Here is a 14,656-nt window from a genome sequence, read left to right as displayed (position 1 = left end):
TCAACTGTTCAAGCGGCATTTTTCAAAGCCGCATGTGGAAGGACTGAAACATGAGCGCTGAAAGCCTGCTGAAAAATGAAGCACAGGCAACGACCGCCGAAGATCATGGACTGCTGTCCAAGGTGGTTGCCGCAACCCGCCAGACCGAACCGGACCGCGCGCAAAATCTTCTGCGCACGCTGACCGACCAGGCGCTGAAGGGAACGGTCAAATACGACCGCAACCTCACCGTCACCCTCAACCACGCCATTGCCGAATTGGACCGGACGATTTCCGAACAGCTTGCCGCCATCATGCAGGCGCCGGAATTCGCGAAGCTCGAAGGCACCTGGCGCGGGCTCAACTATCTCGTCAAGAATTCCGAGACGAGCGTCAACCTCAAGATCCGCGTCATGAATTCCGGCAAGCGGGAACTCGCGCGCGATCTGGAAAAGGCCGTGGAATTCGATCAGTCGCGCCTCTTCAAGGCGATCTACGAAGACGAATTCGGCACCCCCGGCGGCGAGCCGCTCGGCGCGATCATCGGCGACTATGAATTCGACAACTCCTTCGATGACGTGCAGCTGCTGCAGGGCGTCTCGTCGATTGCGGCGGCGGCTTTCGCACCGTTCATCTCGGCGGCAAGCCCGCATATGTTCGGCTTCGAGGATTACCGCGATCTCGCCCGTCCGCGCGATTTGGAGAAAATCTTCGATACGGTGGAATATGCCAAGTGGCGCAGCTTCCGCGAGAGCGACGATTCCCGTTTCGTGACACTCGCTTTGCCGCGTGTGCTGGCGCGCATGCCCTATGGCCCCAAAACCAACCCAATCGATGATTTCGCCTATGACGAAACCAAGGGTGCGGTGAATGGCGACCTGCAGCATGACGAATATTGCTGGATGAACGCCGCCTATGTCATGGGCACCAAGCTGACCGACGCTTTTGCGAAAAGCGGCTGGTGCACGGCGATCCGTGGCGCGGAAAATGGCGGCCGGGTGGAAAATCTGCCCATGCACGTCTTCTCCAGCGATGACGGCGATCTCGACCTCAAATGCCCGACGGAAGTGGGCATTACCGACCGCCGCGACGCCGAACTCGGCAAGCTCGGTTTCCTGCCGCTCTGCCACTACAAGAACACGGATTATGCGGTGTTCTTCGGTGCCCAGACCGCGCATAAGCCGAAGCTTTACGACAAGCCGGAAGCAACGGCCAACGCCGCCGTTTCGGCCCGCCTGCCCTACATCATGGCCACGTCGCGTTTTGCGCATTATCTCAAAGTGATGGGACGCGACAAGATCGGCTCTTTCATGGAAGCGTCGGATTGCGAAGTCTGGCTCAATCGCTGGATTGCCAACTACGTCAACGCCAATGACGAAGCGGGCGAGGAAAGCCGGGCGAAATATCCGCTGCGCGATGCCAAGGTGACCGTGCAGGAAGTGCCGGGCAAACCCGGCGCCTATAATGCGGTCGCATGGATGCGGCCCTGGTTGCAGATGGAAGAACTGACGACGTCGCTACGCATGGTTGCCCGTATTCCGTCCAAGAACTGAACCCGGACCGGGGTGGTCCGGCCACCCCGGCCCCGTTCTTCACCCGGAGCCCGCTCATGGCGCATCAGTCCTTTCCGGACGCCCGTATTTTTGCCGACCAGCTCATCGCCCTCATCGACGATGCGCTGACCGGCCAGGTGAACGCCATTCTCCATCACCCTGATTTTCAGGCGATGGAAGCGAGATGGCGTGGGCTTGCCATGGTCGTGCGCGAGGCTGGCCGCGGCACTGACGTCAAGGTGAAGCTGCTGAATGCCAGTTGGCGCGACCTTGCCCGCAACACGGAACGCGCCACCGATTTCGACCAGAGCCATCTTTTCGAAGTTGTCTATAACCGCGAATTCGGCATGCCGGGTGGCGAACCGGTCGGTCTTTTGATCGGCGACTACGAATTTTCCCCTGACGATCTCGAGGGTGCCGATTCCATCACGACGCTGTCGCAGATCGGCATGGTGGCTGCGGCCGCCTTCTGCCCCTTCGTGGCGGCGGCCTCGCCTTCGGCCGTCGGCCTGCAGGACTTCTCGGAGCTCAGCCGGGTCCACGATTTTTCCTGGCTGAAACAGGAGAAATCGAGACTGCGCTGGAACGCGCTTCGTGCACGTGACGATTCCCGCTTTGTCGGCCTTGTCGCGCCGCGGGTTTTGCTGCGCTCGCCCTACAGGCCCTATGCGCGCGGACGCGATGACGGATTTCCGTTTCGCGAGCATGTGGCGGAAAGCGGCGAGACCCTGCTTTGGGGCAACGCCGCCTTCGCTTTTGCCACGGTGGTGGTGCGCAATTTCGTCGATTCCGGCTGGTTTGCGGATTTGCGCGGTGTAACGCAGGACGCCGTGGATGGCGGCATGCTTTCTTCCCGGCAATTGCCGCCGCTCGATCTCGGCATCGAGAGCAACGGCCTTTCCGCGCAGCCGCCCGTCGAGGTACAGCTGACGACCGGGCAGGAACAGCAATTTTCCGATCTCGGCATCGTGCCCGTCTCCACCACCTATCTCTCCGGCATGGCGATCTTCAACGCCAACCAGTCCCTGCATGCGCCCGGCCACTATTCCAGCGAAGCGGCAAGACAGAACGCCCGCCTCGCGGCCATGCTGCAATATGTGCTGTGCGCCTCCCGGTTCTCGCATTACCTCAAGGTCATCATGCGCGACGATATCGGCCAGCTGAGCGATGCCTCGACGATAGAACGCAAGCTGGAAAGCTGGCTTTCCTCCTACACGCTCGGCAATGACGATGCGGAAGCGACGCTGCGCACGCGCTACCCGCTGCGCTCTGCCGGGATCAACGTCTTCGAGGTTCCCGGCAAGCCCGGAACATTCTCCTGCACCGTGCGCCTTCAGCCGCATTTCCAGCTCGATGACGTCTCCACGAGCTTCCACCTCATTGCCGAAACCATGATGCCGCCGGCGGCCGCATCCCGATCTTCGGCCGAGCCGCAAAGGATATCCGCATGACGCTGCGCGACGACATTTCCCGCCTTCTCGATGATGACCGGCTGCAAGAGGCGATCGGGCTTGCGCGCGAACACGTCAAAACCAGGCCCACCGACAAGGATGGTCGCCATTTCTACATCGACCTGCTGGTCCTCGCCGGCGACTATGAGAAGGCCGATGCGCAATGCAATCTGGCCGCAACATTCTCGCCGCAGGAAAGCGTTGGTTTTTCCCTCTTCCGCCACCAGCTGCGCGCTATGGCCGCACGCAATGCATGGTTCGAAACCGGCGCGGTGCCGGATTTCCCCGGCGGTCCGTCAGAACTCGATCAGCTGGCCATCCGGGCGAATATCGCCGCACGCAGCGGTGACGCGGATGCTGCCGGAACCGCGCTGGCTGAACTCGACGAAAAACGTGGCAATGTGGCGATCGGCCATAATGACAAGAACGCCGGCGATATCCGCGATCTGGACGACCGGATTCCGCACGCGCTGGAAGTGCTGACCAATGGCGGCCGCTATCTGTGGATCGATTATGGCCGCATCGAAAGCCTCACCATCGACCCCATGAGCCGCCCGCGTGACCTCGCTTTCCGCGGGGCCGAACTGACGTTGCGCGACGGCGCGGTCGCATCCGTGCTGCTTCCGGCCATCTATCACGGCGCAAAGGACGATGTCGGCCTTCTCCTTGGCCGGGAAACGCGCTGGAGCGAAGAGGACCAGCCGCTGGCGACCGGGCAAGGCCAGCGCTGCCTGCTGATTGGCGACGATGTCGTGCCGTTCCACGAGATCGGTTCTCTTTCCGCCGCATCCGACGATGAAAGGCAGATCGCCCGTGGTTGATCCGCTCGAGCAATATCGCGCACGACAGAGAACGCTGTCACGCTCCGTTCTGGACCGGCTGCTCGATGACGCGCCGGATGCCGAAACGGACGCGCTCGTCAGCCTGAAGGATCAGGCGCGCGAAATGCGTGAGGTGATCCGCCGCGATCTCGAGGCATTGCTCAATACCCGCCGTAACCCCGCCGGCCCGCCGGCGGCGCTGAAGGAACTGTCCGATGCGCTGGTGAGCTACGGCGTGGACGGTATTCTCTCGGCCAATCTGGTGACGGATGCCTCCAAGGCGCGGCTCGCGCGCAGCATCGAACGGCGGATTTCCCTGTTCGAAACCCGCCTTGCCGACGTGCATGTGACAATCCTGAAAAACCGCACGGATGGCGACCGGGCGCTTCGCATGCGCATACAGGCAAGTTTCCGCCTTCAGGAAGGTATGCCGCCGATCAGCTTCGAATCCCGGATCGATCCGTCCACGCAGCGTTTCCTGGTGGAGGCGACGAATGGCTGACGGCTTTCTCGAAAAATACAATGACGAACTTTTTGCCCTGAGAAAACGCGCATCGCGTTTCGCGGCGGCGTTCCCGAAAATCGCCGGCAGGCTGCGCATGACGGGAGATGTCGCCGACGATCCGCATGTCGAGCGGCTGATCCAGAGCTTCGCCTACTCCGCCGCCCGTGTGCGCCAGAAACTGGACGACGAATTTCCCGAACTGTCGGACAGCCTGCTGGAAACGCTCTATCCGCACTATCTTGCGCCCATCCCGTCCATGAGCGTGGTGCAGTTCACCCCGAGCACGGCGCTCGCAACCGTGCAGACGCTCCCAAGGCACAGTGAAATCCTCGCCGAACCCGTCGGCGGTGAAAGCTGCCGTTTTCGCACCACGCAGGCGGTGGAGATCGCGCCGCTGCAAATCGCAGCCGCAACCTTGTCCGGCCAGCCGATCGACGCGCCGTTTTCGGCCTCCTTCGCCGGCGCCGCCAGCTGCCTGCGGCTTTCGCTGCGCAGCACGGCGCCGCGCGGCGGCACTTTCCCGGAAATGGGACTGACAAAGCTTCAGATTTTCCTGTCCGCCGCCTGGCAGCAGGCCACGGCGCTTTACGAGCTTTTGACCAATCATTGCGTGGGCATGGCGCTTGCCCGTCACGCCGAGGACAAGGAAGCCGTTTTCCTGCCCGCCGGCAATCTCAGGCCATCCGGCTATACGCGCGATCAGGCGATGTTGCCCTATCCCGCCAACAGTTTTGACGGCTACCGGCTTCTCACCGAATTCTTCGCGCTGCCGCAGAAGTTTCTCTTTCTCGATATCGACGGACTGCAGAAATGGAGCGGCGGCGATTGCGAGCTTTACATCTATCTGGATGCGGCGGACACGCAGCTTGAGCGCATGGTGTCGGTCCGGGATTTTGTGCTGAACGCCTCGCCGGTTATCAACCTGTTCAAACAAAGCTGCGAACCGCTCAGCCTCGATGGCACGCGCACGGAATACCGCCTGCTGCCGGATGCACGGCGGCAGCGGACCCGCGAAATCTACGCCGTCGAAAACGTCCAGCTGACCAGCCGCTCCGGGCAGACCGAAAAGACCTCCCCGTTCTTCGGCCGCACACAGCGCAATAACGGCGCCAACGTGTTCTGGCAGATACAGCGCCGGTTCGATGACGATGGTTCTTCCGATACGGACATCGCCTTCGTGGATCAGAAGCGCGGACCGCTGGGACCGCTCGACATGGTAGCGAGCATCGACACGCTGTGCATCAATCGCGAGCTGCCAAGCCAGCTCCCCTTTGGCGGGGGACACCCCTTCCTGCAGCTTTCGACCGGCAACGAGGCTGTAAAATCCATCCATGCGCTGATGCCGCCGACAGCGGCGATCCGTGTCAACGAGCGTTCGGCGCGTGAATGGCGGCTGATCTCGCATCTCCTCCTCAACCATCTGTCCCTCACCGACAGCGGCGGCGCACCGCTGAAGGACATTCTGTCGCTTTATTCCTTCAGGGACAGCCCGGAAACCCGGCAGCTCGTGGAGGCGATCAGCAATGTCGAGGCGCAGAATTCCCATGCCCGGATCGGCTCGGCCATGGTGCCGGGAACGGACATCACCGTGGAGTTCGACCCCGCGCTGATCGCGCGACCCGCCGCATTTGTTTTCGCCAATGTCCTCAACCATTTCTTCGGGCTCTACACCTCGATCAACAGTTTCACGCGGCTGACGGCGACGATGCGCGGCCACTCCAAACCGATTGCCCGCTGGCCTGCCCGTGCGGCCGACCGGCCGCTGCTCTAGGAGACCGGGATGGAACAGCAAACGCCAACCATGAAAGACCGGCAGGCGGCGCTTCTCAGCGACGATCCCGGCCGTTTTGAGCCCGCCACTGCGTTTCGCGTCGCCCAACTCGTTTCCGCGGATGACGGGATCGTCATCGGTGCCCATGGCGGAACACAACCGACCCCGCTGGCGATCAGCGGTTTCAACCACAAACGCGGCCAGGCCGAACTGAAATCCGCTTTCGCGCCCATCGTCGGGCCGCTCGGTTCGCTGCCGCCGGCCTATGGCGAATTGCTGCAGCGGGAGGAACGCAATCGCTCCGGCGCGCTGGCAAGCTTCTTCAATCTGTTCGCGGCAAGGTTCAGCGAATTATTCGTATCCGCGACGGAAAAATACCGCCTCGCAAGGGGCCTGCGCTGGTCGGTCGAGCAGCGGGAGAATGGTTTCCATAAAACCCTGCTCGCGCTCACCGGTTTTCGCACTGCAGGTCTGGTCGAGAAGGCAGGCGTGAGCGAAGATGCGCTCCTGCGTTTCAGCGGCCTTTTGGCCGGCCGCAATCGCAACGTTTCCGCCCTGACATCAATGCTTTGCGAATTCACGGGACTTCCGGTCAATGTCGAACAGTTTCGCCGGCGGTGGGTGGCTTTGCCGCTTCATGAACAAAGCCAGCTCGGGCAGGCATCCGGACTGAGGCTCGGACAGAACGCGACGGCGGGAAGCGCTGTCGAAGATATGAGCGGCGGTTTCCGGGTCGTGATCGGTCCTGTCGCCTATGCGGATTATCTGGCCCTGACGCCCGGATCGAAGCGGCTTGCGGAGATATTTTCGCTGACGCGCCTGTTCGTTGGAAGCGCATTGCATTTCGATGTGCAGGTGATCCTGAAAAAGGAGGACATTCCCTTTTGCCGCCTCGGCCAGTCCGATGCTCCCGCCCGTCTCGGCTGGAACAGCTGGGCTCGTGTGGCGCCCGCCCAAAAAGACAGCGCCGATGCTGTGGTGACCGAGCCGGAAGGCTCGGCGATTTCCGCGTGAGGGCATGGATATGAAGCTTGCACTCAGGGGCACACAAAATATCGGAGCCGCAAGAGCCAATCCATGGAGCTTTGAGCGCGGCCGCCGCGTCATCGGCCGATCTGGCGATTGCGACTGGCAGATCGACGACAATGAGCGGCGCGTTTCCAAGCAGCACTGCACGCTCAGCCGCGATGGTGAAGGTTTTACGATCCTTGACCAGAGCGCGAACGGCACGCTGGTCGATGGCCGCCTGCTGCTCGAAGGTGAAAGCGCGCGTCTCCGGGACGGTTCGCAAATCAATATTGGCGGGCAGATTTTTCAGGTTGCCATCAGCGGTGATGCCGAGCTGGATTTTTCCGATCCCGACGCATCCCTGCGTATGAGTGACGAGCCGCTGACCATTTCGGCGATCCTTGCCGACATCGCCCCGAACGGCCGTTCGGCCGGCGGTGTGATGGGCAACACCGCTTCGCCCGATGACTGGTCCGAAACATGGCGCGAGGGCGCGAACCGGAAGGCAAAATCCATTTCGCGAAATGTCGAGATAGGCTGGAGCGAGCCGCCCTCGGCGCGCGGAATCGGCACCGTTCTGCCTGACAACTGGGACGAGGAGCCGGTTGCGAGCAGCGAGCACGAACATACCGACGCACTGAACACGCCGGTCATGATCTCACGCCCGGTTTCGGCCGTAAGTAGCGAAGATTTTGACAGTGTTTTTCCGGAGGCAAGCGAAGAGCTGACCCTGGAGAAAGCATCAACTGCTGATGTTTCGACCGCCCAGGAGATCGGCGATCTTCTGACCGCGCTGGAGCGGGAAAGCGCCGATTGTCTGGCCATTCTCGACATTGAAAGCGAGCGCGCCGGCCACGGTTCGTCAGCCTCCCTGACCGAGCGGGTGGAAATGCTCATCCGCCAGCAGCGGCGTCTCGCCGCCTCTCTTGAAACCTTGATCCATAACTGCACGCAAAAGCTCGAGCCAAGGCTTTTCGAAACCTCCGTCGATGCCGGCAACGATCTCCGGGCGAAAATCGGCCGCAGGGACTGGCAGGGCCTGATCATGAAGACCGATTACTGGTCCACGTACAAAAAGCAATTTGAGGAAAACGGCCGTCCATTACCGATCAGACAGTTCCTGCAGCGGGCAGCGCGCGGTGAGACCGCGCCTACACCGGAACCTGACGCGATTGCGGCCGATGCAAAGGGGGTAAACAACCACAATGAGACATGAGAACCGTGTTGCCTGGAGCGAGGGCATGTTTCTTCGCGTCCAGCATTTTCAGCAATCCGACCGCTGGACCGAACGCCTTGTGCGCAACACCACGCGCAACCTCTCGCCTTACCCCTGGGGCATCGCCGAAATCGGCGTGGACCGCAGCGCATTGTCGATAGGGCAATTCGCCCTGTCGAACCTGCGTGGCGTCCTTCCCGATGGAACGCCCTTCGAAGCGCCTGAAGATTCCGACTTGCCGCCGCCACTCGATCTCGACGAAAGCGTGAAGAACGCCTTCATCTATCTCGCCCTGCCGGCCCGGCAGCCGGGCAAGGCGGACATGTCCGCCAGCGGCCGCAAAGATGCGAATAATGTGCGCTTCACCGCTTCCAGCTATGAGGTCTCCGACACCAATATCGAGACGGATTTCGTGGCCCCCATCGATGTCGGCCGTCTTAGCCTGAAATTCCTCAAGACCGGCGACGATCTTTCCGGTTATGATCTCATCGGGCTGGCACGGGTCATCGAGGTCCGCTCCGACCGCGCGGTCATTCTGGACCCGGATTTCATTCCTCCGAGCCTCAGCTGCGCGGCGGCACCCCGCCTCAACGAATTGCTGACGGAACTTCTCGGGATCGTGCGCCACCGTGCGCAGGCGATTGCCGAACGCATCGGCGACCCGACGATCCGGGGAACCGCGGAAGTGGGCGATTATTTCCTGCTGCAGATCCTCAACCGCGCCGATCCGCTGCTGGCGCACCGCTGCGCCAACGCCACGCGTTTTCACCCCATCCGCTTTTACGAAGACTGCATCCAGCTTGCCGGCGAACTCGCCACCTTCACCACGGACAAAAAACGGGCGACGGATTTCCCGCCCTATCGGCACGAAGATTTGAAGGCCACCTTCGGTGCGGTTTTTGATGATCTGCGCACATCGTTGTCAGCGGTTCTGGAACAGGCGGCTGTGGCAATCGAACTGGTGGAACGCCGCCACGGCGTCCGCGTCGGCACCATCCACGACCGCACGCTTCTGCGCGATGCCGGTTTCGTGCTTGCCGTGCGCGCGGACATAGCCGCCGAGGACATTCGCCGCCGTCTGCCGGCTCAGATCAAGGTTGGGCCGGTGGAGCGGATTTCCGAACTGGTCAACGTGGCGCTGCCGGGCATTCCCGTGCGCTCCCTGCCGGTTCTGCCGCGGCAATTGCCCTATCGATCCGGCACTGTCTATTTCGAGATCGACACGCAATCACCACTCTGGAAGCAGCTTGATACATCAGGCGCTATCGCCCTGCATCTGGCAGGCGAGTTTCCCGGGCTTGAGATGGAAATGTGGGCGTTACGCGAATGAGCAAGGAAAAGCCCTCCTCCTGGCAGGATTTGCCGACGGTGGTCGAAATCACCGAAGAAAGCCGCCGACGCAACCAGAACGCTCGCAACATGGCGGCGATCCTGGAAGACATTGTCGAGGCCGACGAGCCGGCCGGGCGACCCAAGGGAAGCGCTGCCGCCATGCCGGTCGATCAGCTGCTCTCCGGTTTTCATTTCGGCGGCGGCGATGTGCCGACGCTCGTGCAATCGGCCGCCCCCCTTCTCAACCTCGCGCATCTCCTGCGCTTCAGCGATGCCGAGCCGGATTCCGACCAGCTTCGCCGCGCCTGCGTTGAAGCGATCACCCGCTACGAGCGCGACCTCGCTTCCGCCCGCATCAGCCCCGAGCGGGCAAGGGCGGCGCATTATGTCGTCTGCGCCACGGTGGATGATGTCGTTCTGAGCAAGCCCTGGGGCGTGCGGGCAGGCTGGGCGCGCTCCGGCCTCGTCTCCACCTTCCACAATGATGTCACCGGCGGCGACCGGGTTTTCGACATTCTCGACCATTTCCACCAGTCGCCCGGCGCCAACAAGGATCTGCTGCTGCTGATCTATCTGTGCCTGTCGCTGGCTTTCGAAGGACGCACCCGCGTTTCGCCAAAGGGTACGCTGGAGCTCTCGCGCATCCGCGACAGCCTCTACAAGACGCTGATCGGCCAATACGGCACTTTCGAGCGGGAGCTTTCGCCACACTGGAAAGGCGTCGATGCACGGCATACGCCATTGCGCACGATGGCAGCGTTGTGGACCTTGCTGTCCCTGATGGCGCTTGCCTTTGCGCTTGGTTATCTCTTCTTCACGCTGTCGCTCAACAACGCCTCCGATGTCACCTTCGAGAGGCTCGCCCATCTGCCGCCGAACGAAACACCGAGCGTGCTGATCGCAAGCCCGCCGCCACAACCGCCGGCGCAGGTCGAAACGCCCAAGGTCGTGGAACCGCCGAAGACGGAGCCGCGGCAACCATCCCGGCTTGAAAAGCTGATGGCCTTCCTTCAGCCGGAAGTCGAAAAGAAGCTTGTCACGCTTGCGGATGTGAACGGTCGGCTGCGCGTCCGCATCAACAATTCGGGCCTGTTCTCCACCGGCAGCGCCGATGTCAGCCCGCAGTTCCGCGACCTCATCCAGCGCATCGGCGGCGCGCTTGCGGCTGAGAAATTCCGCGCCGTTGTCATCGGTTATACCGACACCGTGCCGATCAAGACGGTGGAGTTTCCATCGAACTGGCACCTTTCCGAAGCGCGCGCCAAGGCGGTCGGGGACATTCTTTCCCAATTCACCGGCCCGGAAGCGATCCTGACCGAAGGCCGGGCCGACAGCGACCCCATCGCCGACAACAAGACGGAGGAAGGCCGCCAGATAAACCGCAGAACGGAAATCATGGTCCTGACCAATCCCGATGAAAAACTGAGCGACGCCGGCATTCTCTCGCCGACCATCCAGAACAGTTCGGGACAGCAGCCGCAAGAGGCCCAGCCATGAATCCATTGAGCTATTTTTATACGATCCGATCCTATGTCGAGAGCTATGCGGCTCTCATCGGCCGCCGTTTCCTGTCGCTGTTATGGGCGGTCGCGCTCTGTATCGTCATCTGGTTTTACGGCTATCTGGTCGCGCTGGGCGATTTCAAGCCTTTGGGAACGACACAGGCCCGGCTCATCGCCATCGGCATCATTCTGGCGATATGGCTGGTCTATATCGTCGTCACCTTTTATCGCGGTCGCAAGCAGGACAAGGAACTTGTCGACAGTATCGAGCGCGAAGCCCTGGCCAACCGCCAGGCCGAAGTCGGCGAAATCCAGACGCGCCTCAAGGAAGCGCTGGCGCTGCTGCGGCGGGTCACGAAAAAGCGCTTCGGTTATATTTACGACCTGCCCTGGTACGTGATCTTCGGCGCACCGGGCTCCGGCAAGACGACAGCGCTCACCAATTCCGGCCTGCAATTTCCGCTTGGCGATGCGCTTGGCGAAAACGCGGTAAAGGGCATCGGCGGCACGCGTAACTGCAACTGGTGGTTCGCCGACGAGGCGATATTGATCGACACCGCCGGCCGTTACACCACGCAGGACGACCTTGATGGCTCATCGAAGGCTGGCTGGGAAGGATTCCTCGGCCTTCTGAGACGTTATCGCCGCTCGCAGCCGATCAATGGCGCGCTGGTGACATTGTCGATCCCCGATCTTCTGACCCGCGACCCCGAGGAGCAAAGGCAGGAACTGCGCTCCATTCGCCGGCGGCTTTCGGAACTGGATGAATATCTTCACGCCCGCGTTCCGGTCTACATCGTCCTTACCAAGGCCGATCTGCTGCATGGTTTCGTGGAATTCTTCGACGGTTTCAACAAGACCGATCGCCAGCAGGTATGGGGCACCACCTTCAAGCTGGATGAGAGCTACTCCGCCGAGAACCTGCCGCAACGCCTGACGGAAGAATTCGAACTGCTGCAACAGCGCGTCGATGCGATGCTGATCGAGCGCCTGCAGCAGGAGCAGAATGCCGAAACGCGCGGGCGCATCTTCCGCTTTCCCGCCGAACTCGCGCGGCTGAAAGACCGGCTCCATGAGGCGCTGAGCGAACTTTGCGCAAGTTCTCCCCTCATCGAAGCCCCACTTTTGCGTGGCGTTTATCTCGCTTCGGGAACGCAGCCGGAAACGGAAAGATCGCCCGCAGCGTCCAGAGCCCGCCGAAGCTATTTCCTGTCGCGGCTGTTCAAGGACGTCATCTTCCCAGAAGCCGCACTGGTGATGCGCGACAAGCGCCTTTCCGGACGGCAATTGCTGGTGCGGCGCATCGCCTATGGCGTATCCGCCATTGCAGTCGCCATTGTCTTCACCGGCTGGATTTTCACCTATTTCGCCAATACGCAGGCGCTGGCGGAAGCCGATCGCAAACTTGGCGCTTATGAACAGCTCGTTCAGGGCATTCCCGTGCGCGATGTTTCCGACGCCGATTTTCTCCGCATCCTTCCGGCGCTCGACAATCTGCGCGATGTCAATTCCGGCTTTGCCCGCGAGAGAGTGTGGAACGTCAGCTTCGGCCTCGATCAGGAAGACAAGATCGCCGGACGGCAGCGCGACGCCTATCAGCGCGCGCTCAACGCCCTGCTCCTGCCACGCATGATCGTGCAGCTGCAGAAGCAGCTGAAGGACGAAAAGGATGTCACGCGCACCTTCAATTCACTGAAGCTCTATGGAATGCTCGGCGGCATGGGTGCGCTGGACCCCGATTTCCTGACCGTGCAGACGCATCAGATGTTCGCATCCCTCTACCCCGGCGACGGACGAGCGGCGGCGAGAGAAGCGCTCGACCAGCACGCGAAAGCGCTGGCGAATGGCGTACTCGCCCCGATCGAGCTCGATGCGCGGCTCATCGCCACCGCCCGCGAAACCATCCGCGACCAGGCTGTCGGCACGCGTGCCTATGATATTCTCGCCGGTCTTCCGCAGGCGCGGGAACTGATGGAATGGACACCCGCCACGGCTTTCGGCCCGCTTGGCGAGCGTGCCTTCGAGCGCCGCAGCAAGGTGCCGATGGCGGAAGGCATCGAAGGTCTTTTCACGGCGGAAGGATATCGCAGCGTCGTCATTCCACAGGTGGCCCATGCGGCGCGCATCGCACTTTCCGAAGGGTGGGTGCGCGGTTCCGATGATGCACTCCGTGGCGCAACGGTCGAGCAGGTGGCGCAGGCTGCACTGCAAATCTATTTCGACCGTTTCGAGAAAAAATGGGCCGATACGCTGGCCGACCTTCGGGTCAAATCGTCCCAGACCCTTGGCGACGCGGTGGAAACGACCCGCGCACTTGCCAATGAGCGCAATATCGTGGTGGAAGCTGCCAGATCGATCGCGGATGCGACCGATCTACGTCCCGGAGCAAACCCGGCCACCCTCGCCTCCACCGCGGAAGGCGACGCAACCGCAGCCGTTCTGGCCGCCACGGTGAACGCGGCCGATCCCTATGCGAGACTGCGGGACATGCTGGCGGCGAAAGGCGCGGCCGCAGCAGGCGAGCAGGCCAATGGCGGCAAGGCCGGGGGTTCGCCATCGGAACAGTTGCTCGCGCATTTCAAGATGCTGAACGAGCAGCTTGCCCGCTCGGCAACCACCTCCGACGAAGTCGCCAAGGTGTTCGACGTGGATAGCCAGCTTACCAAAGCAAATCAGGATCTGTTGCAGCAGGCCCGCGATTTGCCGGCGCCGCTGGATGTGTGGGTGGCGGGCGTGGCGGCGGATGTCGGTTCGCTTGCGGTCAAATCCGCACGCAGCCGCATTGCCGAACTCTGGGCAGCCGATGCGGCATCCCTGTGCTCTTCCATCGTGACGGGCCGTTATCCTTTTGACAGGTCATCCTCCCGCGATGTCGCCATCGCGGATTTCACCCGTCTCTTCGGGCCAACGGGTGTTTTCCAGAGCTTCTTCAAACAGCGACTGGAGCCGTTTGTCGACAGGACAACCAACCCCTGGAGCTGGAAAGGCACCTTCGGCGCCGCAGGCATTCCCAGCAGCGCCATTGCCCAGTTCGAAAATGCCGACAAGATTTCGCGCGCCTTCTTCCCGAATGGCAGCGAGACGCCGGCGGTGTCGATCAATGTCAAACCCGTTTCGCTCACCAATGCCTCCAGTGCCGTCATGCTGGAAATCGAGGGTGAGCGGGTCGTTTATTATCACGGCCCCATTCAGGCGAAATCGATTACCTGGCCGTCGCGCGAAAACACGGCCAGCCTGTCGCGCATCGCTTTCCAGCCGGGCGGCTGGCAGCAGGCGAAGACCGAAAACGGCGACTGGTCGCCATTCCGGCTGTTTGACGGCGCCGACATCGAAAACCAGTCGGGTGATCTGCTGCGGGTGCGATTTGAGAATGGTGCTCAGGCTGCCGAATTCGATATTCAGTTCGGCTCGGTTCTCAACCCATTCAGGCTGGACGCCATCGCCGGCTTTGCCTGCCCCGCGCAGTTTTAGCGGCGGGGCGGCGCAGCGTTTTTTTTACCGGAGGGGATCTATGATGA

10 protein-coding genes are annotated in these 14,656 nt (G+C 61.7%); all 10 read left to right on the top strand.

The features are described from left to right. Positions 1-50 precede the first annotated feature (50 nt). The 10 genes from tssC (QRN60_RS13090) to tssM are packed head-to-tail and all read left to right on the top strand — an operon-like array spanning position 51 to position 14,609. Complete coding sequence (gene tssC / locus QRN60_RS13090; protein WP_060726791.1) at positions 51-1,532, top strand: type VI secretion system contractile sheath large subunit; 1,482 nt, start codon at positions 51-53, stop codon at positions 1,530-1,532. A gap of 56 nt (positions 1,533-1,588) precedes the next feature. Next, entirely contained in the window at positions 1,589-2,983 is a 1,395-nt protein-coding gene (gene tssC, locus QRN60_RS13085; protein ID WP_112495083.1) for a type VI secretion system contractile sheath large subunit, read from the top strand. Continuing rightward, entirely contained in the window at positions 2,980-3,804 is an 825-nt protein-coding gene (locus QRN60_RS13080; RefSeq protein WP_111792893.1) for a type VI secretion system accessory protein TagJ, read from the top strand. The genes tssC (QRN60_RS13085) and QRN60_RS13080 overlap by 4 nt, the downstream gene beginning before the upstream one ends. Continuing rightward, positions 3,797-4,306, top strand: a complete 510-nt coding sequence (tssE, locus tag QRN60_RS13075; RefSeq protein ID WP_003504539.1) for a type VI secretion system baseplate subunit TssE — start codon at positions 3,797-3,799, stop codon at positions 4,304-4,306. Before QRN60_RS13080 ends, tssE begins: the two co-directional genes overlap by 8 nt. Then, positions 4,299-6,080 (top strand): type VI secretion system baseplate subunit TssF, encoded by a 1,782-nt coding sequence (tssF, locus tag QRN60_RS13070; protein WP_060724232.1) that lies wholly within the window; start codon positions 4,299-4,301, stop codon positions 6,078-6,080. The genes tssE and tssF overlap by 8 nt, the downstream gene beginning before the upstream one ends. A gap of 9 nt (positions 6,081-6,089) precedes the next feature. After that, positions 6,090-7,094, top strand: a complete 1,005-nt coding sequence (gene tssG / locus QRN60_RS13065) for a type VI secretion system baseplate subunit TssG (protein ID WP_111792892.1) — start codon at positions 6,090-6,092, stop codon at positions 7,092-7,094. Between the two features lie 4 nt (positions 7,095-7,098). After that, positions 7,099-8,304 carry a type VI secretion system-associated FHA domain protein gene (locus QRN60_RS13060; RefSeq protein WP_162690426.1) on the top strand — a complete coding sequence of 402 codons (1,206 nt, stop codon included), beginning with the start codon at positions 7,099-7,101 and terminating at the stop codon, positions 8,302-8,304. Beyond that, positions 8,294-9,634, top strand: coding sequence for a type VI secretion system baseplate subunit TssK (gene tssK, locus QRN60_RS13055; RefSeq protein WP_020811182.1), 1,341 nt, complete (start codon positions 8,294-8,296; stop codon positions 9,632-9,634). The genes QRN60_RS13060 and tssK overlap by 11 nt, the downstream gene beginning before the upstream one ends. Next, a complete protein-coding gene (tssL, locus tag QRN60_RS13050; RefSeq protein ID WP_111792891.1) occupies positions 9,631-11,133 on the top strand; it encodes a type VI secretion system protein TssL, long form in 1,503 nt (500 codons plus the stop codon). Before tssK ends, tssL begins: the two co-directional genes overlap by 4 nt. Beyond that, on the top strand, positions 11,130-14,609 hold the full coding sequence (gene tssM / locus QRN60_RS13045; RefSeq protein ID WP_111792890.1) for a type VI secretion system membrane subunit TssM: 3,480 nt from the start codon (positions 11,130-11,132) through the stop codon (positions 14,607-14,609). The genes tssL and tssM overlap by 4 nt, the downstream gene beginning before the upstream one ends. Positions 14,610-14,656 lie beyond the last annotated feature (47 nt).

Source organism: Agrobacterium sp. CFBP2214, assembly GCF_030209895.1.
Taxonomy (GTDB): domain Bacteria; phylum Pseudomonadota; class Alphaproteobacteria; order Rhizobiales; family Rhizobiaceae; genus Agrobacterium; species Agrobacterium radiobacter.
This window is presented reverse-complemented; position numbering and strand designations above follow the sequence as displayed.